At 64.1% G+C, this 25,707-nt stretch carries 22 protein-coding genes; 11 read left to right on the forward strand and 11 right to left on the reverse strand.

From position 1 onward, the window contains the following. The first annotated feature begins 165 nt into the window (after positions 1–165). Genes pxpB through YY7_RS0130030 form a run of 3 tightly spaced genes read left to right on the forward strand, consistent with a single transcriptional unit; the run spans position 166 to position 2,746 of the window. Positions 166–897, forward strand: a complete 732-nt coding sequence (pxpB, locus tag YY7_RS0130020) for a 5-oxoprolinase subunit PxpB (protein WP_028166459.1) — start codon at positions 166–168, stop codon at positions 895–897. Continuing rightward, positions 894–1,937 (forward strand): biotin-dependent carboxyltransferase family protein, encoded by a 1,044-nt coding sequence (locus YY7_RS0130025; RefSeq protein ID WP_028166460.1) that lies wholly within the window; start codon positions 894–896, stop codon positions 1,935–1,937. Before pxpB ends, YY7_RS0130025 begins: the two co-directional genes overlap by 4 nt. Before the next feature lie 35 nt (positions 1,938–1,972). Continuing rightward, the gene (locus tag YY7_RS0130030; protein WP_028166461.1) at positions 1,973–2,746 is read left to right on the forward strand and encodes a LamB/YcsF family protein; all 774 of its coding nucleotides are present in this window, start codon (positions 1,973–1,975) and stop codon (positions 2,744–2,746) included. A 141-nt stretch (positions 2,747–2,887) separates the two neighbouring features. Here YY7_RS0130030 and YY7_RS60755 read toward each other — a convergent pair whose 3' ends face one another. The 5 genes from YY7_RS60755 to YY7_RS0130055 form a co-directional block, all read right to left on the reverse strand. Continuing rightward, positions 2,888–3,040 (reverse strand): hypothetical protein, encoded by a 153-nt coding sequence (locus YY7_RS60755; protein ID WP_165435523.1) that lies wholly within the window; start codon positions 3,038–3,040, stop codon positions 2,888–2,890. Positions 3,041–3,216: 176 nt separating this feature from the next. Then, positions 3,217–4,812, reverse strand: a complete 1,596-nt coding sequence (locus YY7_RS0130040; protein ID WP_028166462.1) for a sulfite reductase subunit alpha — start codon at positions 4,810–4,812, stop codon at positions 3,217–3,219. After that, entirely contained in the window at positions 4,809–6,587 is a 1,779-nt protein-coding gene (locus YY7_RS0130045) for a NirA family protein (protein ID WP_028166463.1), read from the reverse strand. The genes YY7_RS0130040 and YY7_RS0130045 overlap by 4 nt, the downstream gene beginning before the upstream one ends. 352 nt (positions 6,588–6,939) lie before the next feature. Continuing rightward, on the reverse strand, positions 6,940–8,106 hold the full coding sequence (locus YY7_RS0130050) for a CmpA/NrtA family ABC transporter substrate-binding protein (RefSeq protein WP_028166464.1): 1,167 nt from the start codon (positions 8,104–8,106) through the stop codon (positions 6,940–6,942). Continuing rightward, entirely contained in the window at positions 8,103–8,693 is a 591-nt protein-coding gene (locus tag YY7_RS0130055) for an ANTAR domain-containing response regulator (RefSeq protein ID WP_027578578.1), read from the reverse strand. Before YY7_RS0130055 ends, YY7_RS0130050 begins: the two co-directional genes overlap by 4 nt. A gap of 196 nt (positions 8,694–8,889) precedes the next feature. Here YY7_RS0130055 and rimO point away from each other — a divergent pair, with 196 nt between their 5' ends. From rimO to YY7_RS0130070, 3 genes are all read left to right on the forward strand, one after another. Then, the gene (gene rimO / locus YY7_RS0130060) at positions 8,890–10,209 is read left to right on the forward strand and encodes a 30S ribosomal protein S12 methylthiotransferase RimO (protein ID WP_028166465.1); all 1,320 of its coding nucleotides are present in this window, start codon (positions 8,890–8,892) and stop codon (positions 10,207–10,209) included. 278 nt (positions 10,210–10,487) lie between these two features. Beyond that, positions 10,488–11,129 (forward strand): membrane protein, encoded by a 642-nt coding sequence (locus YY7_RS0130065; protein WP_028166466.1) that lies wholly within the window; start codon positions 10,488–10,490, stop codon positions 11,127–11,129. A gap of 228 nt (positions 11,130–11,357) precedes the next feature. After that, positions 11,358–12,554, forward strand: a complete 1,197-nt coding sequence (locus YY7_RS0130070) for an acetylornithine transaminase (protein ID WP_028166467.1) — start codon at positions 11,358–11,360, stop codon at positions 12,552–12,554. A gap of 133 nt (positions 12,555–12,687) precedes the next feature. On the opposite strand, the gene YY7_RS0130075 is transcribed toward YY7_RS0130070, so the two are convergent. The 3 genes from YY7_RS0130075 to pcsA form a co-directional block, all read right to left on the reverse strand. After that, the gene (locus YY7_RS0130075) at positions 12,688–13,662 is read right to left on the reverse strand and encodes a quinone oxidoreductase family protein (RefSeq protein ID WP_028166468.1); all 975 of its coding nucleotides are present in this window, start codon (positions 13,660–13,662) and stop codon (positions 12,688–12,690) included. Positions 13,663–13,742: 80 nt separating this feature from the next. Continuing rightward, entirely contained in the window at positions 13,743–14,468 is a 726-nt protein-coding gene (locus tag YY7_RS0130080; protein ID WP_028166469.1) for a TerC family protein, read from the reverse strand. Next, positions 14,465–15,205 (reverse strand): phosphatidylcholine synthase, encoded by a 741-nt coding sequence (pcsA, locus tag YY7_RS0130085; RefSeq protein ID WP_051397005.1) that lies wholly within the window; start codon positions 15,203–15,205, stop codon positions 14,465–14,467. Before pcsA ends, YY7_RS0130080 begins: the two co-directional genes overlap by 4 nt. Positions 15,206–15,339: 134 nt before the next feature. On the opposite strand from pcsA, the gene YY7_RS0130090 reads away from it, so the two are divergent. Then, the gene (locus YY7_RS0130090; RefSeq protein WP_028166471.1) at positions 15,340–16,530 is read left to right on the forward strand and encodes a UbiH/UbiF family hydroxylase; all 1,191 of its coding nucleotides are present in this window, start codon (positions 15,340–15,342) and stop codon (positions 16,528–16,530) included. Positions 16,531–16,536: 6 nt separating this feature from the next. On the opposite strand, the gene YY7_RS0130095 is transcribed toward YY7_RS0130090, so the two are convergent. Next, positions 16,537–17,490: an AEC family transporter gene (locus YY7_RS0130095; protein WP_028166472.1), complete on the reverse strand. Its 954-nt coding sequence runs from the start codon at positions 17,488–17,490 to the stop codon at positions 16,537–16,539. Between the two features lie 118 nt (positions 17,491–17,608). On the opposite strand from YY7_RS0130095, the gene hspQ reads away from it, so the two are divergent. Further along, on the forward strand, positions 17,609–17,941 hold the full coding sequence (gene hspQ, locus YY7_RS0130100; protein ID WP_028166473.1) for a heat shock protein HspQ: 333 nt from the start codon (positions 17,609–17,611) through the stop codon (positions 17,939–17,941). Between the two features lie 110 nt (positions 17,942–18,051). Here hspQ and YY7_RS0130105 read toward each other — a convergent pair whose 3' ends face one another. Further along, on the reverse strand, positions 18,052–18,882 hold the full coding sequence (locus tag YY7_RS0130105) for an invasion associated locus B family protein (protein WP_028166474.1): 831 nt from the start codon (positions 18,880–18,882) through the stop codon (positions 18,052–18,054). 378 nt (positions 18,883–19,260) lie between these two features. Here YY7_RS0130105 and YY7_RS53230 point away from each other — a divergent pair, with 378 nt between their 5' ends. The 3 genes from YY7_RS53230 to YY7_RS0130120 all read left to right on the forward strand — a co-directional run bounded on the left by YY7_RS53230 (position 19,261) and on the right by YY7_RS0130120 (position 23,966). Further along, on the forward strand, positions 19,261–20,976 hold the full coding sequence (locus tag YY7_RS53230) for an extracellular solute-binding protein (RefSeq protein ID WP_196237354.1): 1,716 nt from the start codon (positions 19,261–19,263) through the stop codon (positions 20,974–20,976). 49 nt (positions 20,977–21,025) lie between these two features. Beyond that, positions 21,026–22,528, forward strand: a complete 1,503-nt coding sequence (locus YY7_RS0130115; RefSeq protein ID WP_028166475.1) for a class I adenylate-forming enzyme family protein — start codon at positions 21,026–21,028, stop codon at positions 22,526–22,528. 211 nt (positions 22,529–22,739) lie between these two features. Further along, positions 22,740–23,966 carry a hypothetical protein gene (locus tag YY7_RS0130120; protein ID WP_028166476.1) on the forward strand — a complete coding sequence of 409 codons (1,227 nt, stop codon included), beginning with the start codon at positions 22,740–22,742 and terminating at the stop codon, positions 23,964–23,966. A 28-nt stretch (positions 23,967–23,994) separates the two neighbouring features. On the opposite strand, the gene YY7_RS0130125 is transcribed toward YY7_RS0130120, so the two are convergent. After that, complete coding sequence (locus YY7_RS0130125) at positions 23,995–25,389, reverse strand: mercuric reductase (RefSeq protein ID WP_028166477.1); 1,395 nt, start codon at positions 25,387–25,389, stop codon at positions 23,995–23,997. Positions 25,390–25,707: the final 318 nt, after the last annotated feature.

Genomic DNA, 25,707 nt, shown 5'->3' on the forward strand with positions numbered 1-25,707 from the left:
GCGAGCCGCGGCCTTCGCGTCAAGGGCGAGAATGCGATCATCGATTACGCTATCTTATCGCCAGCCCTCGGTTTAATTTATTGAAGTTGCTTGGTGATTTTTCGCTAGCCGAATTCCACTGCGCAGCAAAACACGCTAGCTTGATGCTCGATGAGCAATGATGCCATGGCCGCGCGCGAAGCCCCACCCCGTCTTCTCCCGAGTGGCGACAGCGCCATCACGGTGGAATTCAGCCGCAACATCGATGACGCCGCCAATCGGCGGGTGCTGGCGCTCGACCGTACACTTGCCGCGGCGCCGATCGCCGGCGTGACCGAAACCGTTCCGACCTATCGTTCGCTGCTCGTGCACTATGATCCCGTGCAGATCGACTTCGAAGCGCTCGGGGAACAACTGCTCACGCTGGCACGGCGCCCCGATCCGGCCGCCGCAAGAACCCGGCGTTGGCGCATCCCGGTGGCCTATGGCGGCGAACATGGCATCGACCTCGAGGACGTCGCCAATACCCTCGACACCACGCCTGACGAGATCGTCAGGCGCCATGTCGGCGGCGACTACCGCGTCGCCATGATCGGCTTCACTCCCGGCTGGTCCTATCTCAGCGGCCTGGACAAGTTCCTGCACATGCCGCGTCGCCAGAATCCGCGTGTGCTGACGCCGGCTGGCACGATTTCAATCGGCGGCGTGCAGACCGGAATCCAGTGCATCGCCGGACCCAGCGGCTGGCACCTGCTCGGCCGCACCGCCGTCCGCACCTATCAGCTTCACCGCGATCCGATCTTCCTGCTCGAGCCGGGCGACACTGTCAGCTTCACGGCGGTCGACGCCAAGACTTACGTCGAGCAGGATCGCGCCGCGGAAGCCGGCGAGTTCGTCGCCGAATTGGTCGCCGCATGAGCAAGCTCATCGTCTCCTCGATCGGTCCGGCGAGCTCCGTGCAGGATGGCGGCCGTCCCGGCTCGCAGCGCTATGGGCTGACGCCGAGCGGTGCAATGGATCGCCTCGCCCTCGCCGCCGCGAACACGCTGGTCGGCAATGAGCCGTTCGCAGCTGCAGTGGAGATCGGACCGTTCGGTGCGAGCTTCACCGCACGTTGCGGCGCGGTACGTATTGCGCTTGCGGGCGCCTCGCGCAGCGCCGACGTCGCGGGACGAGCCGTGGCGTTCGATACCTCGGCGACCCTCGCCGAAGGCGAGACGCTGACGCTCGGTTTTGCCAAGCGCGGCGCGTTCAGCTACCTCGCAATCGAGGGCGGAATTACGGGAGAGCCGATGTTCGGCAGCCTCGCCGTGAACGCGCGCGCAGGCCTCGGCAGCCCCTATCCGCGCCCGCTCCAGAGCGGCGACGAGCTCCAGGTGCAACGTGCCAGCGGTGCGGCCGAGCGGCGGATCGCGTTGCCCGAACGGCCGGACGCACCGATCCGCATCCTGTTCGGTCCGCAGGACGACGAATTCTCCGAGGACAACAAAAAGCTGTTCCTCGACGGCGAATGGAAGATTTCCGCAACCAGCGACCGCATGGGCTACCGGCTCGAAGGTCCGGTGATCAAGCATCTGCACGGGCACAACATCGTCTCCGATGGCACCGTGAACGGCAGCATCCAGGTGCCCGGAAATGGCCAGCCGATCGTGCTGATGCCGGATCGCGGCACCAGCGGCGGCTATCCCAAGATCGCCACCGTCATCTCCGCGGATTTCGGCCGCTTTGCCCAGATTTCCGCCGGACACGCGTTCCGCTTCAAGACAGTCACTATGGCCGAGGCGCAGGCCGAAGCTCGAAAATTCGCCGAATTGCTCGCTACCCTGCCGGATCGGCTGCGCCCGCTCGAAGGCCTTGATCTCAACCTCGAAGCACTGAGCGCGGCCAACGTCGCGGGCCACGCCGTCAACGCCGTCGATGCCGCGACATGGCAGGTCGCGGAATCAGCGACTAGCTAACCAAAAGCCAACCGACGCAAAGCGGGACCAGCACCATGACTGCTACCATCGACCTCAACTGCGATCTCGGCGAAAGCTTCGGCCCATGGGAGATGGGTAACGACGCCGCGATGATCGAGCTTGCGACCTCCGTCAACATCGCATGCGGCTACCATGCCGGCGACGCCGACATCATGCGCCGCACCGTGGATCTGGCGAAGGCGCGCGGGGTGAGCATCGGCGCGCATCCCGGCTACCGCGACCTGCACGGCTTCGGCCGCCGTCCGGTTCCCGGTCTCAAGTCATCAGAGATAGAGAACCTCGTCGCCTACCAGATCGGCGCGCTGCAGGCGATCGCGACCGCGGCCGGCCACAAGGTGACCCATGTGAAGGCACATGGCGCGCTCTCCAACGTCGCCTGCGAGGACGACATGACGGCGAAGGCGATCGCGAGCGCGATCAAGGCGGTCGATCCAAGCCTGATCTTCGTCGTGCTCGCCAACTCGAAACTGGTGCGCGCCGGCGAGGAAGCCGACCTCCGCATGGCGCATGAAGTGTTCGCCGATCGCGCCTATGAGGACGACGGCAATCTGGTCTCGCGCAAGAAACCGGGTGCCGTGCTACACGATCCCAAAACGATCGCCGATCGCGTGGTGCGGATGGTTCAGGACGGCGCGGTGGTGTCGGTGTCAGGCAAGGTGATCAAGATGCGCACCGATACCGTCTGCATCCACGGCGACACGCCCGGGGCGGTCGAAATCGCGCGCGGCGTACGGCAGGCCTTAAAGGATGCCGGGATAGCAGTCGCGCCGTTCAAGACGGCTAAGTGACAATCCGCTGAAGTGCCGGCGTGCCCGTCTGCGTCATTGCGAGCGCAAGCAATCCATCTCACCACTTGCGGAGACATCGATTGCTTCGTCGCTATCGCTCCTCGCAATGACGGCCGGAGACGATCGAGCCAAACAATGTTCTTAGAACGGATGGACGGACAGCGTGCCGAACACGATCGCTGCGATCACGGCGAAAGCGCTGTAGAGCGCAACCGTGTGAAACCCCGTCCCCGATTTCCGCGACAGGCTGCGCGCGTAAAGATGCAGGCGGGCTTCCGCCGATAGTTCGCGCATCGTCGATCTCCAATGCAACATTTGCTGCATATGGAATAGCGTTCGCGCTCGAACGCAAGACGGGCCGAAAAATAGCGATGCCGCCGCTTCCGGCCGCTTCCTTCGAAGGGAAAACTTCTCCGCGTTGTGGGCGGAGAAGAATATTATTCGTTCGAATTTGAGCTCGGATTTACCGCTCAGTAAACGTCGAGCTGGAACCTGCTCTTCTTCTTGAGGTCGGCAACGAAGGCGATCGCTTCGTCCACCGAGCGGGCGCCGAACTGGGCGACGATATCGACCAGCGCGCGTTCGACATCCTTGGCCATGCGCTTGGCGTCGCCGCAGACATAGACATGCGCGCCTTCCGCAAGCCAGCTCCACAGCTCTCGGCCGACCTCGCGCATGCGGTCCTGCACGTAAAACTTCTTCTCGCCATCCCGCGACCAGGCGAGCGACAGTCGCGTGAGCAGGCCCGCCGTCTTCATCGCGTTGAGCTCGTCGGCATAGAAGAAATCGCAGTCGCTGCGCTGATGGCCGAAGAACAGCCAGTTCTTCCCTTGCGCTCCGGTGGCGCGGCGGTCGAGCAGGAAGGCGCGGAACGGCGCGATGCCGGTGCCCGGCCCGATCATGATGATCGGCGTCTTCGGATCCTGCGGCAGGGCGAATCCGTGCGCCTTCTGCACATAGACCTTCAACTCGTCGCCGGGATTGATGCGTTCGGCCAGGAAGGTCGAGGCCAGGCCGAGCCGCTTGCGCTTGTTGACGAGGTAACGCACGCAGTCGACCGTCAGCGACAATTTCCCGGGTGTCGCGTTATGCGACGAGGAGATCGAATAGAGCCGCGGCTGCAGCGGCTCCAACGCCTCGACGAAAGCTTCCGGATGTGGCCGCACCTTCGGGAATTTCTGCAACACCGCCATCACGTCGAGCGTCGCAGCGTCCCCGTCGGGGTCCTCGCCTTGCGCGAGCGCCCGCGCCTTCTCGCGCTGCGCGCCACCGGTCAGATAGGTGATCAGTTCGAACAGGGAGTCCGGCGCCGGCGACAGCGAGACGTCATTGAGCAGCACGTCGCGCAATGTCTTGCCGCGGACTTCGGTGACATGCGAGGCGCCGAGCAGAGCGATGATCTGGTCGACGAGGCCGAGATCGTTCCTGGCGAAAATGCCGAAAGAATCGCCCACGACATAGTCGAGCCCAGAGCCGGAGAGATCGAACTCGATATGCCAGGTCTCCTTCTCGGAGCCGGGCTTGTTGAGCAGTCGCCGCGAGACGAATTTTGCGGGCACCGGATTGTCCCGCGAGCGTCCGGGCTCGCCGGCAGGCGTTGCGGCGGCAGCCGCTGCTTCGGACGGTGCAGCAGGCGCCTTGTCGAGCTCTTCATAGAGAGCCTTCAGCATCCGCGCGGTGTCCTTGCCGCCGGGGACGCAGAGGTTGAGCCGCGCTTCGCTCTTGCCGGCGATTGCTTCCGAATAGTCGTGGCAGTTATATCCGCACTGCCCGCAATCCTGCTGCGCCATCGCCGCCATCATGCGCCGCCGCAGCGGGCGTCCCTCGGCGAGCTTCATGCGCTCGGCGATCGGCATGGTCTGATCATGCCACGCCGCTTCGCCGTCATCGCCGTCGCCGATTGCGCCTTGCATGACGGCCGCGCCTTGCTCTGCAGACAATGGCGTTGCGACGTCCGGCGACAAAAGTCCGGCAAAGAAGCCGTTGAGCCAGGAGCGCTGCGCTTCAGAGAACGGCGCGCTGGCGGGGATGATGTCGAGTTTCGGTGGAGGCGTGATCTGGTTCATGCGGATGCCTCGGCGAGCTTGCGCAGCGTCTCGCCATCATGGCGGCGCGCGAAGGAAAGGAAGGGTTCGTCAGCAGATGAACGATGCGCGAGATAGGCCTTCAGCAGCTTCTCGATCGTCTTCGGCGCGTCTTCGGCCTTGAGGTCGTGATAGATCTCCTGCCCGACATCGGCATCGGGGCCGAAGCCGCCGCCGGTGAAGAGATGATAGCCCTCGACCGGATCGGCATCCTCGCCGACATCCACTTTCGCCGCGATCAGGCCGATATCGCTGATGTAGTGCTGCGCGCAGGAATGATGGCAGCCGGTGACGTGAATGTTGACCGGCTTGTCCATGGCAACACGCGGCTCGCACCAGTCGCCGATCTCGGCGGCGTGGCGCTTGGTATTCGAGGCGGCAAAGCGGCAGCCGGCATTGCCGGTACAGGCAATCAGCCCGGCGCGGATGTGCGAGGCCTCGACCGCAAGCCCGATCGTCTTGATCGCGGCGATCGCGAGTTCAAGCTCCTGGTCGCGCACGCCTGATATCAAAAGGTTCTGCCAGACGGTCAGGCGGATCTCGCCGTCGCCAAGATCGCGCGCGATCTTGGCCAGCCCACGCATCTGGTCGCAGGTGACCTTGCCGAGCGGCAGCGATACGCCGATCCAGTTCAATCCCTCCTGCTTCTGCTTGTGCACACCGATATGCGCCATGCGGTCCGTCAAAGGCCGCGGCGCCAGCGCCTCAGCCGGCACGCGGGTGAAGGGTTGCTTCAGCCGCTCCTCGACCAGCTTCAGGAACTGGTCGTGACCGATCCCATCCAGGACATATTTCAGCCGCGCCTTGTTGCGGTTGGTGCGGTCGCCGAGATCGATGAAGACGCGGACGATCGCGTCCGCCACCTTCGTCGCCTCGTCCGGCTTGACGATGATGTCGGAGTATTTTGCAAAATCCTTGTGCCCGGTAATGCCGCCGAGGCCGAGCCGGAACCAGACCCCTCGCTCCACGCCAAACCCGTCCTTCACCTCCACCGCCGTGAAGGCGATGTCGTTGGTCTCTTCCAGCACCGCGATCCGGCCGCCGCCATCGAAGGCGACGTTGAACTTGCGCGGCAGGCCGTAGAGCGAGCGCTCGTTGAGGATGTGGTAGTGCCACTCGCGCGCGTAAGCGCGCGTGTCCAACAGCTCCTGCGGATCGATGCCGGCGGTTGGCGTGCCGGTGACGTTGCGGATATTGTCCGCGCCGGAGCCGCGCGAGCACAGGCCGAGGTCCTGTATGCCTTCGATCAGTTTCACCGCGTGCTTCGGCGGGATTTCGCGCACCTGCAAATTCGCGCGCGTGGTGACGTGGGAGTACGGGCCGCAGAGTTCTTCGGCGAGATCGGCCAAGCCTGCGAACTGCCAGTGCTTCAGGATGCCGTTCGGAATGCGCAGGCGGCACATGTAGGAATCCTGCGCCGGCGCGACGTAGAACAGGCCGAAATAGCGCCAGCGGAAATTATCGGCAGGCGACGGCGGCGCGTTGTCGAGCGCCTGTTGCTTCAGGCGCGGATAGGCATCGAAAGGATGCTCGTCGCGTTTGAATTTTTCCTGGTCGACGAGCTTCTTGCCTGAGGCGATGACCTTGTCCTGCGCCTTGATATGCGCGGCATCCGGGCCGGTCGGCTCGGCGCTGGTTTGGGGGGCGCCCCCGCCAAGCCCGCGGCCGACCCGGCTGATCTGCAGGCCGGTGGCAAAGCCTTCGAGGTAGCGTTTCTGCTCGTCGGAGAAGTCGACTGAGAGCGGCTCGATTTTCATGGTCTGCGACGAAGCTCCTGCGGCCACGGCGAGTGGCGTCAACGAGGTGAAAGCGACCGCTCGGAACCGGCGTGGCCTTACGACGGCCTTGCTCGATTCCTGGGAACGGTCCGATCAGCCTCGTTGCTGCGGAAATCCATCTTGGACGTGAGCCAGCAGGCATCTGCGACAGGCTGGCCGCACTGCAACATTCAAGTTGCGTGCCAGACGTTGCCGGAGAAAATATCACGCTATTTCAGTGGATTAGCCGAATGGCCGGCGAGCCCGGCGACGAGCGGCGTTGCGAATTTTCGAGCAGCCCGCTCAAAATTTAGCCGACCTGTGGCCACTGCCTACGATCGCAGCATGGGCGTTACGGCTTCCAGCAGCCGATCTTGAACGCGGCCAAATGCCCTCGGATGTCGTTGGGATCGAAGGGCGGCCCAGCGAAAGCGCCGATCGGCTGCGGCGCATCGGTCGCTGCCGGGCGACGTCCCACAGCCGCGTCATAGAGGTCGGGCCGGAACACGTCCATGGCCATCTTCAGGGCGTCCGGCTTCATGGCCGTCTGCCCCCACCGCACCATCTGCGCATAGAGCCACGCGGCCTGCACCGGGTCGGGCCGCGCCGCGCCGTGCCGGCCGACCAACAGGTAGCGACTGCTTTCGCGCTTGACGCCGTCGGGCGAGATCTTGAGCCGGCCGTCGAGGGTGCGCTGGATCACCTCGGCGTCGACGCCGATCCGCTCCGGCTGCGCCAGGATCGCAGCCGCCTCGGCACGGTTTTCCGGCTGCTCGATGAATTCAGCGGCGCGCAGATGCGCCCGCACCAGCGCTGTGACGACGTCAGGATTCTTCTCCGCCCAGTTCTGCCTGATCGCCAGCACTTTCTCGACCGCGGCGACCAGGATATCGGAAACGAAATGCAGGATGTGGCCGATGCCGAGATCGACTGCGACCGAGTTCCAGGGCGCGCCGACGCAGAACGCATCGACATGGCCATTGGCGAGGCTGTCGACCATGTAAGGCGGCGGCAGCACCACGAGCCGCACGTCCTCGTCCGGGTCGACGCCGCCCGCCGCCATCCAGAACCGCAGTTGATAATTGTGGGTCGAGAACGGGAACGTCATGCCGAACGTCAGCGGCTCCGCCCCGCGCGTGCGCCGCTTGGCGACCACGCGCGAAAGCGCAAGCGCTGTTACCATCGGGTCGAAACGGTCGCCGGCGATCTCCTCCATGATCGCAGCATGCAGCGACGGCGAGACCGTGATCGCGTTGCCGTTGAGGCCGAGATTGAAGGGCGCCACGATCGGCACCTTGACGTGGCCAAGGCCGAGGCTTGAGGCGATCGCGACCGGCGCCAGCAGATGCGCGGCATCGAACAGGCCGATATTGAGCTTGTCGCGAACGTTCGACCACGACACCTCCCGCACCAGGGTGATGTCGAGCCCTTCGGCGGCCGCAAAGCCCTTGTCGGCGGCGACGATCAGGGCGGCGGCGTCGACCAGCGGAATGAAACCGATGCGAAGCGGTGTGGTCATTTGAGCAACTCCGACGCGGTCAGGATCGACTGCGCGATCTCGCCGATCTTCTTTTTCTCGCGCATCGCCGTGGAACGCAGCAGCACATAGGCTTCATCTTCGGTGAGGCCCTTCAATTTCATCAGGATGCCCTTGGCGCGGTCGATCACCTTGCGCTCCTCCAGCGCGTGCTTGGTGCGATCCAATTCGTCCTGCAGTCGCGCGAACGCGTTGAAGCGGGACACGCAGAGGTCGAGGATCGGCTTGATACGCTGCTTGTTGAACCCGTCGACGATATAGGCCGACACGCCGGCCTCGACGGAGGCCTGGATCGAGGCGGCGTCGCTCTGGTCGACGAACATGGCGATCGGCCGCCGCACGGCTCGGCTGACCTGGAACATCTGTTCCAGCACGTCGCGGCTGGGGTTTTCGAGGTCGATCACGATGATATCGGGGTCGACGGCGTAGATTCGCGCCAGCAGGCTGTGCATTTCGCTGATATGCACGACGCTGGTATAACCGGCCTCGCGCAGGCCCTCCTCCAGGATCGCGGCGCGGATCGGACTTTCATCGACGATGACGATTTTCGGAGACGACTCGGCGGCCATCGCTCACTCGTGTTCTCTAAAAACTATCCATAGCACGACGGAAGCCAGCTCAAAGCCTTGTAATTATGGACAATTGGGACTAGCTCCTGCCCATCAATCAGGCAGATCTAGATATGCAGCAGGCGGCCGCGCCAAAAATGTCGTTCGTTTCGCTTGGACGTCCCTGGGACAACGAATGTAAAGTTTCGGGGCTCTCATGAAACCAGCGCCACGCATATCTTTTACGAGTCTGGGCTGCCCCAAGGCGCTTGTGGATTCCGAGCGCATCATCACGCGGCTGCGGGCCGAGGGCTATGAGCTCGCGCGCAAGCATGACGGCGCCGATATCGTGATCGTCAATACCTGCGGCTTCCTCGACAGCGCCAAGCAGGAATCGCTCTCGGCGATCGGCGAGGCCATGGCCGAGAACGGCAAGGTGATCGTGACCGGCTGCATGGGGGCGGAACCCGAGCAGATCGAGAGCGCCTATCCCGGCGTGCTGTCGATCACGGGTCCACAGCAATATGAGAGCGTGCTCGATGCCGTGCACCGGGCGCTGCCGCCCGCGCACAACCCGCATCTCGACCTGGTGCCGCCGCAGGGCGTCAAGCTGACGCCGCGCCATTATGCGTACCTGAAGATTTCCGAGGGCTGCAACAATCGCTGCACCTTCTGCATCATTCCGAAGCTGCGCGGCGACCTGGTGTCGCGGCCTGCCAACGATGTGCTGCACGAGGCCGAGCGGCTGGTGAAAGCCGGAGTTAAGGAACTGCTTGTCATCTCGCAGGATACCTCGGCCTATGGCGTCGACCTGAAATATGCCGAGAGCCCATGGCAGGATCGCGCCGTGCGTGCCAAATTCTTCGACCTTGCAAAAGAGCTCGGCGAACTCGGCGCCTGGGTGCGGCTGCAATATGTCTATCCCTACCCGCATGTCGACGAGGTCATCGGCCTGATGACCGAGGGCAAGGTGCTGCCCTATCTCGACATCCCGTTCCAGCATGCGAGCCCGGATGTCCTGAAAGCCATGAAGCGCCCCGCCGCGCAGGACAAGACGCTGGCACGGATCAAGCAATGGCGCGAGCAGTGCCCGGAGCTTGCGCTGCGCTCGACCTTCATCGTCGGCTTTCCCGGTGAGACCGATTCAGATTTCGCTTATCTGCTCGACTGGCTTGACGAAGCCGAGATCGACCGCGTCGGCTGCTTCAAATACGAACCGGTTGCAGGTGCGACCTCCAACGCACTCTCCGGCGCCGTGCCGGATGAGGTCAAGCAGGAGCGCTACAACGCGCTGATGGCGCGCCAGCAGAAGATCTCCGCGCGTCGGCTGAAGCGCAAGGTCGGCACGCGCCAGCAGGTCATCGTCGACGAGGTCGGCCCCACCGTCGCGCGAGGCCGCTCGAAGGCCGATGCGCCGGAGATCGACGGCGCGGTCTATCTCTCGAGCCGCCGCCCGCTAAAGGTCGGCGAGATCGTCACAGCGAAGATCGAGCGCTCGGACGAATACGACCTGCACGGCAGCGTCGTCGGATTCTGAGCGGCTTCTACATCAATAGTTGCGGCCACCTCGGGCGTTTTGATCCAGCGCAATGCTCGTTGGGCGTCCGCGAAACGATATTCAAAATTCAGAGAGTCATGCTGCCACCTCGGCGGCAAGGAATTGGCGTCGCCCGATAAATTCGCAGCCTGCGAAGCCGCTTTCGCGCGTGCCCAATCTTAGATACCCATCTATAATTATAACAACTTCAAGATGTCACGCTCCATTCACGGACTCGGCCTATGGCTCGCGCACCTTCAAATCTTAAGGGGTGAATGATGAGCCGCATCTCGGACACACTGCGAACGCAACGTTGGGACGATTACCGCTACTACCACCAGAGCCGCATCAATCAGACGCTGCACCTGATCAGCGCTCTCATATTCCTGGTCTGCTATGGGCTGCTGTTCACCGATCCGGCGATGGCCGGCTTGGTCGGCTGGCTCGCGATGTTGACGCGGCAGACCGGGCATTTCTTCTTCGAGCCCAACGGCTATGACGCCGTGAACAAGGTCACCAACGAATACAAGGAAGCGATCAAGGTCGGCTACAACCAGAGCCGCAAGATCGTCCTGCTGGTCGTCTGGGGCCTCGCGCCGGTCGCGCTGTTTGCCTTTCCGACGTTGTTCGGCCTGTTCTCACCGCCGGTCACCAGGCTCGATTTCATCCGCCACGTCGGTACCGTGTGGCTCGCGATCGGCATCGCCGGCGGGCTCGCTCGCATGATTCAGCTCTTCGTCATCAAGGACGTGCCGACCGGGCTGATCTGGGTCTGGAAGGTCCTGACCGATCCGTTCCACAACATCGCGCTGTACTACAAATCGCCGCTTGCCCTGCTCCGCGGCGAGCTGATCGACACATCGATTGTCGATGCCGATTGGGGCGAGGAGGAGACCGAAGAGGCGCGGCGCGCGACTTGACATTCCCTGCCCTTGGGCTGTATGGCCCATCGCCATGAAGCTGAACCGGACCATCCGCCGCGCCACTTTCCGTCGTCGCACCCGCGACGATGATGGGTTGCGCCATGTCCGACGCCAGCGCTGACTAGCTAGTTCAGCCTAAGGTTTTCGAGAAGGCCGCACCCTCAAAAGTGCGGCCTTCTTGCGTTGCCGCCTGCCCTTTCATCACAGCCAATCAAGGAGCCTGACATGCCCAACGCCCTGCCTCCGTTCGACGCGCTGATGGACATCACCGCGCGCCCGAACACCGTGTTTGTCCGCGGCGAAGGCTCCTATCTCTGGGACGATTCTGGCCGCCGCTATCTCGATTTCATGCAGGGCTGGGCCGTCAACTGCCTCGGCCATTCGCCGCCTGCGGTCGCGGAAGCACTGGCCGCACAGGCCAAGTGTCTGTTGACCCCGAGCCCGGCCTTCTACAATGAACCCAGCCTCAAGCTTGCCAATGCGCTTGTCGAGAACAGCTGCTTCGACGAGGTGTTCTTCGCCAATTCCGGCGCGGAAGCCAATGAAGGCGCGATCAAGCTCGCGCGCAAATATGGGACGAAATACAAGAACGGCGCCTTCGAGATCATCACCTTCGAGGGCGGCTTTCACGGCCGCACGCTGGCGACCATGTCGGCCTCCGGCAAGAAGGCATTCGAACCACTCTTCGAGCCGAAGGTGCCTGGCTTCCGCAAAGCGTGGCTCAACGACATTGCCTCGGTGAAGGAGCTGATTTCATCGAATACGGTTGCCGTGATGCTGGAGCCGATCCAGGGCGAGGCCGGCGTCTGGCCCGCGACCGATCAATTCCTGAAACAGCTGCGCGCGCTGACCGGCGAACAGGGCCTGCTCCTGATCGTCGACGAGATCCAGACCGGCATGGGCCGCACCGGAAAGCTCTTCCATTACGAGCATGCCGGGATTGCACCTGACATCATGACGCTCGGCAAGGGCATCGGCGGCGGCGTGCCGCTGGCCGCCCTGCTCGCGACCGAGCATGCGGCCTGCTTCGAGCATGGCGACCAGGGCGGCACCTTTAACGGCAATCCGCTGATGTGCGCGGCGGGGCTTGCCGTGCTCGAGCAGGTCGGCAAGCCGGAATTCCTGAAGTCCGCCGCCGACGCCGGCCTGTTCCTTGAAAGCGAATTGCAGCGCCTCTCGGCCCGGCACGGCCTCGGCGAAGTGCGCGGACGCGGACTGTTGCTTGCGCTCGATCTGAAATTGCCGATCGGCGCAGCGATCGTGGCGCAAGCGTTCTCGAAAGGCCTCTTGATCAACGCGCCGCAACCCGACGCACTGCGCTTCATGCCCGCGCTCAACGTGTCTCGGACCGAGATCGGGGAGATGATCGAGGGTCTGGACGCGATCCTCACGCAAGTGGGAGCTGCGCGGCGGGTGGCGTGACGCTAGGCGATTCCATCTCCGCACCGTCATCACCGGGCTTGTCCCNGCCATCCACACGCCTCTCCTCACGCGCCACAAGAACGTGGATGCCCGGGACAAGCCCGGGCATGACGAGGTCGGGGCAATCGCCGAACTACGGCCGCAGGATCGACGCCCCCGTGGTCGCGCGGCTCTCCAGATCGATATGCGCTCGCGCGGCATCCTTCAGCGCGTAAGCATGGTTGATCGGCACGTGCAGCTTGCCGTTGATCACGGCGGCAAACAGCGTGTCGGCGCCTTCGAGCAATTCCTTCCGCGTGGCGACGTAGTCGTTGAGCTTCGGCCGGGTCGCAAACAGCGAGCCGTGATTGTTCAGTTCGGCGAGCGCAAATGGCGGCACCGGGCCGGACGCGTTGCCGAAGCTCACGAACAGGCCCCGCGGCCTCAGGCACGACAGTGAACCCGGGAAGGTGGTCTTGCCGACGCCATCATAGACGACGTCGCAGAGCTCGCCCCGGCTGATCTGCTTCACCCGCGCGACAAAATCCTCCTCATTGTAGAGGATGACGTGATCGCAGCCGTTGGCGAGCGCGAGATCGGCCTTCTCCTTTGAGCCGACGGTGCCGATGACGTGGGCGCCCATCGCGCGCGCCCATTGGCAGGCGAGCAATCCGATGCCGCCGGCCGCCGCATGGATCAGCACGCGGTGATGCGGCTCCACCTTGAAGGTCTTGTGCAGGAGATACCAGACCGTCAACCCCTTCAGCATCAGCACGGCGCCCTGCTCATAGGTGATATGGTCGGGCAGCTTCACCACCTTGTCGGCGGGGATGACGCGCTCGGTGGCATAGCCGCCGAGGTTGAAATAATAGGCGACACGGTCGCCGGGATGGAAATTGGTCACGCCGGGTCCGACCGCCACCACTTCGCCTGCCGCCTCGTTGCCGGCGATGAAGGGAAGACCGGGCGCCTTATAGAGGCCAGTGCGGAAATAGGTATCGATGAAGTTGAGCCCGATCGCGTGCTGGCGAATCCGCACCTCGCCCGCCGCAGGTGCCGGCACCTCGACATCCTCGTAAGTGAGGACTTCCGGGCCTCCCACCTTGTGCACGCGCACGGCCTTGGTCATATCGGCTCTCCTCAACTTATCCCGTAGCCACGGAACCGAATGCCATCGGCGCCTTGTTGTCAACTCACGGGCTGGATCGGCTACTTGACCGCCTTCTTGCGGTTACGCCTCGCCAGCACGTTGAACGTCTCCACCGCGGCTGCGAATGCCATCGCAAAATAGATGTAGCCGCGCGGGATGTGGAAGTGGAAACCGTCGGCGACCAGTGCCACGCCGATCAACAGCAGGAACGCCAGCGCCAGCATCTTGGTGGTCGGATGCTCTGCGACAAAACGCGCCACTGGCCCCGACGAGACGTACATGACGATACAGGCGATCACGACGGCCGCGATCATGACCTCCAGATCCTGCGCCATGCCGATCGCGGTGATGATCGAGTCCAGCGAGAACACCATGTCGATAATGATGATCTGGACGATCACCCAGAAGAACGCGCTGCGGCCGGACGCCGCCTCTTCGTCACCTTCCCGCGCTTCCACCTCGCCGTGGATCTCATGCGTCGCCTTTGCGATGAGGAACAGCCCGCCGCCGATCAGGATGATGTCGCGCCAGGACAGCGCGAGCCCCCTCACCGTGATCACCGGCTCCGTCAACCCGATCAGCCACACCAGGAGGCTGAGCAGCAGGATGCGGAACACGAGCGCCAGGAACAATCCGATCTGACGCGCGCGCTTTGCCTGGTGCGGCGGGATGCGGGAGACCAGCACCGACAGGAAAATCACGTTGTCGATGCCAAGCACGATCTCCAGCGCAGTCAACGTGAGTAGCGCCGCCCACGCTTCCGGGCTGGCCAAAAGTTCGATCATGCTCTGAGTGACCTCATCAACCGGATGACGGCGTCGCTGCCGGCGACATAGGCCGCGATCACGCAGAGTGCCACGATGATCGGCGTGCCGACGTCAAAGTCACGGGCGAGCGTGTACAGCGCCAGCACCGCTCCGGCGGCCATCAGCCACAGTGTCAGCCAGCGCAGCCGCGTGACACGCAGGGGATGCAGCACGTGGAATGGCGCGAAGGTGAGCGCGATCATAATCGCCACGGCAAGGCTCGACCACGCCGGCGGCAGATGCAGCAGGAACAGGTAGAATGCCACTGCGTTCCAAAGGCCCGGAAAGCCGCGGAAATGATTGTCGGCGGACTTCATCCTGCGATCCGCGAAGTACAGCGCGCTCGAGATCACGATACCGATGCCGAGGATCGGCGCCGCCAGCGGCAGCAGCAAATGACTAGCCGTGATCGCATAGGCGGGAACAAAGACATAGGTGACGAAATCGACGACGAGGTCGAGCACCTCGCCGGACCAGTTCGGCTGCAGCCGCACCACGTCGAGCTTGCGCGCAATCGGACCGTCGATCGCATCGATGACCAGCGCCACCCCGAGCCAGCCGAACATATTGGCCCAGTGCTCGCGCACGGCCTCCATCAGCGCGAGCAGCGCGACGCCCGCCCCCATCGCCGTGAAGATATGCACGGAGAACGCCGCCATCCGCATCCGCAGCGATGCCGGAAACGTAGCTGGCTGGCTGGTCTGGTCGATTTCCATCGCCGGGCAGTGCTATCAGGAATCGCCTGTGTTTGCATATCCGCGCTTGCGGCGTTCCGCCGCGCAAATCGGTGGAAAGATTTTAGCGAATTTGATGGCTTGAAAATGCCGCCAATCCCGTCAAATGTTCCGATATGAGTGATGCACCGCATGTCTATGACGCCGTGGTCGTCGGCGGTGGCCCTGCTGGGCTGACCGCCGCCATCGCGCTTGCGGATGCCGGGGCGAAGACCGCCCTGCTCGCCCGCCGCGCGCCCTACGCCGACAACCGCACCACGGCGCTGCTCGGCTCCTCCGTCGAGCTGCTCGAGCGGCTGGATGTCTGGCGGCGTCTGGCCGAGAAGGCCGCGGCGCTGAAGGTGATGCGGCTGGTCGATGACACCGGGCGGCTGATCCGCGCCCCGGAAGTGAGGTTCTCGTCCGACGAGATCGATCTTGAGCAGTTCGGCTTCAATATCGACAACCGCTCGTTGGTCGCGGCGCTCGAACAGCGTGCGGCCGAACTGCCTGGTCTGACCCGCATCGACGACGAAGCCGAGATCATCAATCCGGAAGACACCATGGTCACGATCCGGACCGGCCGCCGCGAGCCGCTGGCGGCGCGGCTGGTGGTCGGAGCCGACGGCCGGCAGTCGCAGTCGCGCGAGGCGGCCGGCATCGAAATCAGCCGCCGCGACTTGAAGCAGTCGGCCCTCACCTTCAACATCGCCCACTCGCGCCCGCACAAGAACATCTCGACCGAATTCCACACACAGCACGGCCCCGTCGTGTTCGTGCCCCTGCCCGGCAACCGCTGCAGCGTGGTCTGGGTTTCCTCGGCCGCGGAAGCCGAGCGGCTGAAGGCGCTCTCCGATGCGGAACTGTCTGACGCCGCCGAGAAGCAATCGCATTCGATTTTCGGCCGCGTCGAGGTCGAGCCGGGGCGCAATCTGTTTCCTCTGGCGATCGAACAGCCCAGGCAGTTTGCCAGGAACCGGGTCGCGCTGGTCGGCGAGTCCGCCCATGTGGTGCCGCCGATCGGCGCGCAGGGCCTCAACCTCGGGCTGCGGGACGCAGCCGATATCGCCAGGCTCACCGGCGAAGCGCTCGCGCATGGCGAGGACCCCGGCTCGCCGCAGGTATTGGCGCGCTACCAGGCGGCACGGCGCGGCGATGTCATGAGCCGGACCTTCGTCATCGATCTCGCCAACCGTTCGCTGCTCAGCGATTTCCTCCCGATGCAGTCGATCCGCGCCACTGGCCTGCACCTGATCGGATCGATCGGCCCGCTGCGGCGGCTCGCCATGCGCGAGGGACTCGCGCCGTCTTGGCGGCGCGTGAGCTGAAGCTCTTTAGGGAAAGCTTAGCCTTCCCGTCTGCAGCACCCACATTACGCTGGTCAGCGTCACGACGGAGGCAAAGGTGCCGACCAGCACGGCGACGGACGCCGGTTTGACCCAGGTGTCGTTCTGCCGCGCGATCACGAACACGTTGAGCGCCGGCGGCAATGAGGCCATCAGCACCGCGGTCGCAGCCCAAGGCTGAGCGAAGGGACCGAACGCCAGCATCAAGCCGAACGCGAGCAGCGGATGGACCAGAAGCTTGACGGTGATCACGCCCGGCACGTCCCACGGAATCCGATCGAGCGGCCGCAGCGCGACGGTGACGCCGAGCACGAACAGCGCCACCGGCGCCGCCGCGTTCTGCAGGAACAAGAGCGTACTATCCAGCGCAACCGAAAAACGCAGGTGCAGGGCCGCGGCAAGTGCGCCGAAGCACGCCGCCATGATCAGCGGGTTCAGCACGATCTGGCGCGCCGTCACCCCCAGCGCGTGCAACAGCGAGGGATGCTCGCGGTCCGTCAGTTCGATCAAGAGCGGCACGATCGAGAACAGGAAGATGCTGTCACAGCAGAAGATCAGCGCGGTCGGCGCAGCAGCCTTCGGCCCCAACACCGCGAGCGCCAGACCCGGACCCATGTAGCCGATGTTGCCATAGGCGCCGGAGAGCCCCGCGAGCGTCGCCTCGCGCAGCGACAGCCGCCCCAGGAGCTTGGCGACCAGCATCGCCAGGAAGAAGGCGATCATCGTTCCGAGCGTGGTCGCCACCAGGAACGGCGGATTGTTGAGTTCCGAGAACGGCGTCTTCGACATGATGCCGAATAGAAGCGCCGGCAGCGAGACGTAGAGTAGGAAGAAATTCATCCAGGCAAGCCCCGACTCGGGCAGACCCTTGGCCTTGCCGCAGGCGAAACCGATGAAGATCAGCCCGAAGTAAGGCAGCGCAAGATTGAGGATATCGACCACGGAAGGCGTCTTTTTGGGGATTTTCCAAAGGAAATGCCGGAAAATCCGGCAGGAGGCGAAAGGTTAATTCGCGCGCTTGCCCCTAGCATCCGCCGTCATCATGGTCTATCGACGAGCTATGATAAAAGCGCGTACCGCTAAGTTCCAGATTGGGCAGATCGTCCGCCACCGGGTGTTTTCCTTCCGGGGGGTGATCTTCGACATCGATCCGGAGTTCAACAACACCGAGGAGTGGTGGCTGTCGATCCCGGAAGAGGTGCGGCCGCACAAGGATCAGCCCTTCTATCACCTGCTCGCCGAAAACGCCGAGACCGAATACGTCGCCTACGTCTCCGAGCAGAACTTGCTGCCCGACAATTCCGGCGAACCGGTCCGGCACTCCCAAGTTGCCGAGATATTCATCCAAGACAAGTCCGGCGGCTACCGTCCGCGCAATCCTTCGCTGAATTAGCTCGCACGCGACACGGATGCTGCATCGCAGCGGCGCGGATCAGATCGTTCCCGTAGCAAAAAAGGCGCTCCTGCCGGAGCGCCTTTGACGTATCGGGAAGCTTCCCGCCGTTACTTCGCGGGGGGCGGGCTGGAGACGCCCGTCGCCGGCGGATTGGCCTCAAGCTTCTTGCGGGCCTCTTCCGCTCGCTTCTGCAGCTCTTCCTGCAGCTTCTTCTGGTTTTCCTCGAACACCTTCGGGTCGGTCGGCGGACCGTCATAGGCTTTGGCGAATTCGTTGACGAGCGGCAGCGGCAGCGTCAGCGGCGCGCCGTTGGCGTTGATCGCCTGCACCACCAGGTTCTGGCCCTTCTTCAGGCTGTTGAGCAGCTCGGGGGTTGCCTCATAGTCCGACATGCAGCCATTGGCGAAGCAGATCACATAGGGCGCCTGCTGCGGCGGGTTGTTGTCGACGATGATGCGGGTGCCGTGCACGAGCTGCATGCCGAGCGGGAGCGTGACGCGCAGGATCTTCTTCGGCTCACCCTCCGGCTCGATGATCACGGCGGCGATCACCGGCTGGCCGGACTCGATACGGCCGTCCTTGCCCGTGAAGCAGACCTGCTTGGCGTTGGCATCCTGGCCCTTGAGGCAGAACTTGGTCCAGGGCGCGTAGATGAGCTGAACCTGCTGATCCTGGGGTGGCGGCTGCTGCGGCTGGGCTTGCGCGGTCGGAGCGCCCTGGGCGGGCGGCTGACCTTGGGCCGCCGGCGCGGGCGCCTTGGGGGCAGCCTTCGGCGCCGCCTTGGGAGCAGCCTTCGGTGCCGCTGGCGCGGCGGGAGCCGCCGGCTGCTGAGCTCCGGCCTCGGGAACAAGCACGGCCGCGGACAGGGCCGTCGCTGCCAAGGCGGCGAAAATTCGCCCACGCGGCCGGGCCGACGCGGCCAAGATACGGAAATTCATTGCGGAAAACCCTTTCTCAACGGCGGCGCCCGAAACCGCTGCAGGCACCGACACCTAGCCGTTTGGGGCGGCTGTCTCCTAGTCAATTGAGGCGGATACGTGACAGGCGTTGCCGCCTTGTTCAATTGCACGCCTTCAATACAGCGGCAGACGAAAAGATCAATGCCGGCAAGCAGGTTTGCCCCAACGTCACGGCGAGTTGCAGGGTCCTGTGGTAAAGCTCGTTCCGTGAGATTTCGCGAATCAGACCGACGCGTTGCTCCGCGCGTTTCTTGGGTTGCATCTGGGCGTGGCGCCCTCGCCGCGCTGGGTTTTGCCATCGTGCTCGCGCTGGTCGGGACCAGCCCGGCGCAGGCGGCGGAAAGTTATGCGATCGCGATGCACGGCGCGCCGGCATTGCCGGCCGATTTCACCCATATGCCCTACGCCAATCCCGACGCGCGCAAGGGCGGCCGGCTGACCTGGGGCATTCTCGGGACGTTCGACAGCCTCAACCCGCTGATCGTTCGTGGTCTCGCGGTGCAGCAGATCAGGGGCTTCGTCGTCGAGAGCCTGCTGGCGCGCGGCAACAACGAGCCGTTCACGCTCTACGGCCTGCTCGCCAAGACCGTCGAGACCGACGATGCGAGAAGCTACGTTACCTTCCATCTCGATTCCCGCGCCCGCTTCTCCGACGGCAAGCCCGTCACGGCCGAAGACGTGCTGTTCTCCTGGGAGCTCCTGCGCGATCACGGCCGTCCCAACCACCGGCAATATTACGCGAAGGTCGCGAAAGCCGATTCCCCCGATCCGCTCACGGTGCGCTTCGATCTCACAGGCGCCAACGACCGCGAACTGCCGCTGATTCTCGGCTTGATGCCGGTGTTGCCGAAACACGCGGTCGATCCGGCGACCTTCGAGGACACAACACTGACGGGACCGATCGGCTCCGGCCCCTATCGCGTCGGCGCGGTGAAGCCGGGCGCGAGCGTCACGCTGGTGCGCAATCCGGATTATTGGGGCCGCGACCTTCCGATCAATCGCGGCCTCTACAATTTCGACGAGATCAGGCTCGATTTCTACCGCGAGGCCAACGGCCAGTTCGAAGCCTTCAAGCGCGGGCTCTACGATTTCCGCGTCGAGGCCGAGCCACTGCGCTGGCACGACGGCTATGATTTCCCCGCGGCCCGCAACGGCGAGGTAATCCGCGACACCATCAAGACCGGAATGCCGCAACCTTCCGAATACCTGGTGTTCAACACCCGCCGTCCGCTATTTGCAGACGTCCGCGTGCGCAAGGCGCTGACGCTCCTGTTCGATTTCGAATGGATCAACCGCAACTACTTCTTCGGCCTCTATGCCCGCAGCGGCAGCTTCTTCGCCGGCTCGGAACTGTCCGCCTATGGCCGCCCTGCCGACGAGCGCGAACGAGAATTGCTGCAGCAGGCGAACGCGCATATTGCGCCCGACATTCTCGACGGCAGTTATCACCTGCCGGTCAGTGACGGCTCAGGCCGCGATCGCACCGCGCTGCGCGGCGCACTCGCACTGCTGTCGGAGGCCGGCTACGAGCTCGAGGGCACTGTGCTGCGCAACCGCGCGACCAAGGCGCCGTTTGCATTCGAGATCCTGGTGACGACCCGCGACCAGGAGCGGATCGCGCTCGCCTACCAGCGCGACCTCAAGCGTGCCGGCATCGAGGCGCGCGTGCGGGCGGTCGATCCGGTCCAGTTCGACCAGCGCCGGCTCGGCTACGAGTTCGACATGCTCCAGAACCGCTGGGATCAATCGCTGTCGCCCGGCAACGAGCAGTCGTTCTATTGGGGCAGCCAGGCCGCCGATATCCCCGGCACCCGGAATTACATGGGCGCCAAGGATCCGGCGATCGACGCCCTGATCGCCGCGCTGCTGGAGGCGCGGGAGCAGCCCGCCTTCGTCTCGGCGGTGCGGGCGCTGGACCGCACGCTGATGTCCGGCTTCTACGCAATTCCCCTGTTTAACATCGCGGAGCAATGGATCGCGCGCTGGAATCGGATAGAACGACCAGAGAGCACTGCCCTGACCGGCTACCTGCCGGAGACCTGGTGGCAGAAGCCAGAGCCGCAACCGAAGTAGCCGCAGGCCAAGTAATGCAACCGAAGTTGATGCAACCGACGTTGAACCCGTGACCCAGTCCGCTTCGCCCACTCTTGATTCCCTGTTCAAGCGCGTGCTGGCGCGGCAGCCGGACGCACTGGCGCTGGTCGATCCGCTCAACAAGCAGCGCATCACCGGCCAGACGCGCAAGCGGCTGACCTATGCGCAAGCCGACCGCGCGATCTCGGCGCTGGCGGCGCATTTCATTGAAGCGGGATTGCCGGCCAATTCCGTGCTGGCCGTGCAATTGCCGAACACGGTCGAATTCGCGCTGACGGTGCTGGCGGCCCATCGCTGCGGCCTGGTGGTCGCGCCGATGCCGCTGCTTTGGCGGCACGCCGAACTGACCGCGGCATTGAACCGCACCGCCGCGCGGGCAATCGTGACGACGAGCCGGATCGATGGCGTCATCTACGCCGACTTCGCGATGAACGCCGCGGCGGAAGCGTTCTCGATCCGCCATGTCTGCGGTTTCGGCAGCGACCTGCCTGAAGGCATGGCGTCGCTCGACCAAGCTATCCTGCGGGAATCCTCGACCGCGCGGGCGGTGATCCAGGACGGCCGCAAGGCCTCGCTGATCTCCTTCGATGTGACCGCCGATGGCTTCCGTCCGGTACCGCGCGCCCATTTCGCCGTGATCGCCGGCGGACTTGCGATGTCGCTGGAAAGCGACGTGCCGCAGGGCGCAACCATCATGTCAGCTTTTACCCCGATGTCCTTCGCAGGCCTGGCTTCTTCGCTTGCGGTCTGGCTGCTCACCGGCGGCACTTTGGTGCTGCACCACCCCTTCGATGAAGAGGTGCTGCAGACCCAGATCAACGACCATGCCTGCGACACGCTGATTGCGCCTGCGCCTCTGGCGCTGCGGCTGGCTGAACTTGACCTCGACGTCAACATGCCGAGCGTGCGCAACGTGATCGGGCTGTGGCGGGCGCCCGAACAGGTCGCCGCCGGCGCCTCCTGGACCGCGCAGCGCGCGACGCTGACGGACGTCTATCTGTTCGGCGAAGCCGGCCTGTTTGGCGCGCGCCGGACCGCCGAGGACGGTTCGCCCGCGCCGATCAAACCGGGTCCGCATGGCGCGCCGCGCGAGCTTCCGGGCTCCTCCATTGCCGGCGAGATCCTGCTGACGCCAACGGGTACGCTTGGCCTGCGTGGGCCGATGGTGCCTGCCGCAGCCTACGCACCGCCGCAAGTGCCGAACGACACGTTGATAGCGCCGCCACCCCGCGACTACGTCGACACTGAATACGCAGCGCGGCTCGACCGTTCGACGGGCGCCATCAATATCACCGCGCCTCCGTCCGGCATCATGGCGGTTGGCGGCTACCGCTTCCTCGCCAACGACCTGCAGGAATGGTCGCGCCGACTCGGCCAGGGCGCGTTGCTCACCGCTCTGCCCGACCGCCTCGCCGGCCATCGCCTCGCCGGACGCGCCCAGGACAATGCGCGCGCCCGCAACGCCATGACAGAACTCGGCCTCAATCCATTGATGGTCGAAGCCTTTCGCGATCGGACCGGCGGCATCTGAGCAAACCCCGCGTTAGAGCATGATCCGGAAAAGCGGAAACCGGTTTTCCCTCGCGACAAACGCGAAGCGTTTGCGCGGAGATCATGCTTAAACAAGGAGATGAGTTCATGATCCGATTTCGTCAAATCGGATCATGAACTAACGTTGACGCTGCATTAAGCGGCGGCAACTAGCATCGCGGCCAACGCTTCCGCCCGATCCGAGTTGCCGAATGCCCCAGCAAGGCCCGATCCTGATTGCCTCGACCACGGGCCGGCCAGCCTTTGCGCGCGCGCTCGATGAGAGCAGGCTGTTCCCGGTAATCGAGACCACATGGACTGACGCCGCGCGCGCCGTCACCCAGGTACAGCCAGCCGCCGTGATCGCCGCTGCCTCGAGCAGAGATGAGGCGGGACTTGCCGAATTGGCAGCGATGATCGCGCCACGCCAGCCCTATCTGCCGCTGATCGCCGTCAATCCCGAAGCGGCGTTGCCCGACAATGCCATTCCGTTCTTTCATGCCGAGAAGCATCCCAGTCGCCTGGTCGCGCGTCTGAACGCGGTGCTGCGCATCCGCTCGCTGCATTCGACCGTGATGCGGCGCCTGGTACCGCCCTCGCCGATCCTGCTGTCGGATATCGACACCAGCCGCGACGCGACCGTGCTCCTGATCGGCCGCGGCGGCGCCTACCCGGCGCTCTCCGTTGTGCTCGGCGAACGTTGCGGCGTGGTCGGCGCGCTCAGCATCGAGGCGGCCGCCAAGCATCTCAATGCCCGCGACGTCGATGGCATCGTGCTCGGCGAAGGCTTCACGCTGCGTGTGATCGATGCTTTCCTGACGGTGCTTGCCGAAGACGCCCGCTTCCGCAATCTGCCGGTCGTGGTAACGCCGGACGGGCTTGCCCCCAGCTACGAACTGCCCCATCTCGAGCTGGTTGCCCGCGAGCCGGCCGACGTCGCCGCGATCGCTCTGCCCTTGGTGCGCCAGCACGCATTCGAAGTGCATTTGAGCCGGACGCTGCGCGCGATCGACGCCGAGGGCCTGATCGATGCGCGCACTGGCCTGCTCACCCGCATTGCCTTTGAGCGCGATTTCGCCACCGCCGTCTATCAGGCCACCGAGCACGGCGGCGCGTTGAGTGTGGCGCGCTTCGCCTTCGATCCCGACCATCCCCGCGCGCAATTCGACGGCGCGCGCATTATCAGCCGCCTGATGCGCCAGATGGATTTCGGCGCGGCCCAGGAAGACGGATCGGTCATCGTCGTATTCGCGGGCGCCGACTTGCGCAACGCCGATGCCATCGCGCGTCGCCTGTCCAGCGTCATGCGCCACACCAGCCATGGCACGCACGATATGCGTTCCGATCCCAGCGTGAGCGTCGCTACGCTGCTGTCGAACGACACGGCAAGATCGCTGCTCGCGCGGCTACACGACGAGGCGCACCGCGCCGCATCATAGCGGCGCAAGGAGCGCCCGCGTCGTCCGATCAAGACCGCGGCGGCACGTTTGCGAACAGCGGCCCCAATCCTTCCGCGATGGTGAGATGGGCGATGACGGCATCACGCAGCTTTGGGTACGGCAAGCCGGCGAGCATTGCGGTCTGGATGACGGCCATGACCTCGCCGGCCTCGGAACCGATCATTGAGAAGCCGAGGACACGGTCGTCATTCGCGCTGACGACCACCTTCATGAAGCCATCGGTCTCGTCGGTTGCCTCGGTGCGCAGGACATGGCTCATCGGCAGCTTCGCGACACGCGCAGGGATACCCTGCCGCTTGGCTTCCTGCTCGGAGAGGCCGACACGTGCGAGCGGCGGATCGGTGAACACGACATAGGGAATGAGGCGATCGTCGGTCCTGCGGCTGCCGCCGGCCATGTTGTCCCTTACAATTCTGAAGTCATCGATCGAGACATGCGTGAACTGGGGGCTGCCGCAGCATTCGCCGATCGCCCAGACACCGGGCGCACTCGTTTGCAGTCGTTCGTTGACCCGGATGAAGCCGCGGGCATCGAGTTCTATTCCGGCTTCGTCGAGCCCGATGCCGGCGGTGTTGGCGACGCGGCCAACCGCCACAAGCAAGTCGCTGCCTTCGATCTTCTCTTCACCCTTGGGGGTGCGCACGCTCACCGAGACTGTATCGCCGGAAACACCATGGACACTGACGAGCTGGGCGTTCAGCAACACGTCAATCCCCTCGCCGCTCAGAATGCGCTGAATCTCTTCGGCGGCATCGGCATCTTCCCGTCCCATGAGCTGGCGACCTGGCTCGATGATCGTCACTCGGCTGCCGAACCGGCGGAAGCCCTGCGCCATCTCGACGCCGACATAGCCGCCCCCGAGTACGATCAAGTGCGACGGCGCGTAGTCGAGCTCTAGCGCTTCGATATGAGTAAGCGCACGCGCGGCCTTGAGACCGGCGATCTCAGGAATGGCTGCGTGCGTACCAACATTGAGGACAACCTCGTCACCGGCGAGCAAGCGGGTACACCCATCGTTCAACGCGACCTGAAGGGTCTTCGGACCCACGAAGTGGCCGCTGCCCATGATGAGTTCTGCGCCACTCTCCTTGTAGGCGCTCAGGTGGAAGGCGATCTCGCGCTCGACCATGCCCTGCTTGCGAGCGCGCACCTTGCCCATGTCGATCTTGACGGCGCCAGTCAGTGTCCCGAAATGCGCAGCGTTCCGCACGAGGTGAGCGACTCGCGCACTCCAGATTTCATTCTTCGACGGGAGACAGGCGACTGCCGGGCAGGAGCCGCCGACCCAGCGGCGCTCGACCACGGCGACTTTCTTGCCGGAACGGCCAAGATGCCATGCGAGCTGCTTTCCACCCTGACCGCTGCCGAGGATGACGATATCGAAGTGTTCAGCCTGAGACATGGATGATCTCCGTGTTGTCTCCGAAACGGACCCTTACCTCCGAGGACATAGGATTGCGCCAGAAGCGGCACCGCTATGCGCCGCTGATCGTGATCGCGCTCTTATGGTTGCGGCTGGAACCTTCGGGGTGGAGAGCGCTGCCCCGGCTGCCGCCACGCCGAAGTTCCCCGCACGACACTCATCGCGTGTGGTGGGGTTTGCGTCGCGCCTCTGCTAGAGCAGGATCCGGAAAAGTGTGAAGCGGTTTTCCGAAAAGATCATGCTCAAACAATAACCTAAAGCGCGATGATGATTCATCCTCATCTCATCGCGCTTTAG

It is taken from the genome of Bradyrhizobium elkanii WSM2783 (genome assembly GCF_000472865.1).
Taxonomy (GTDB): domain Bacteria; phylum Pseudomonadota; class Alphaproteobacteria; order Rhizobiales; family Xanthobacteraceae; genus Bradyrhizobium; species Bradyrhizobium elkanii_A.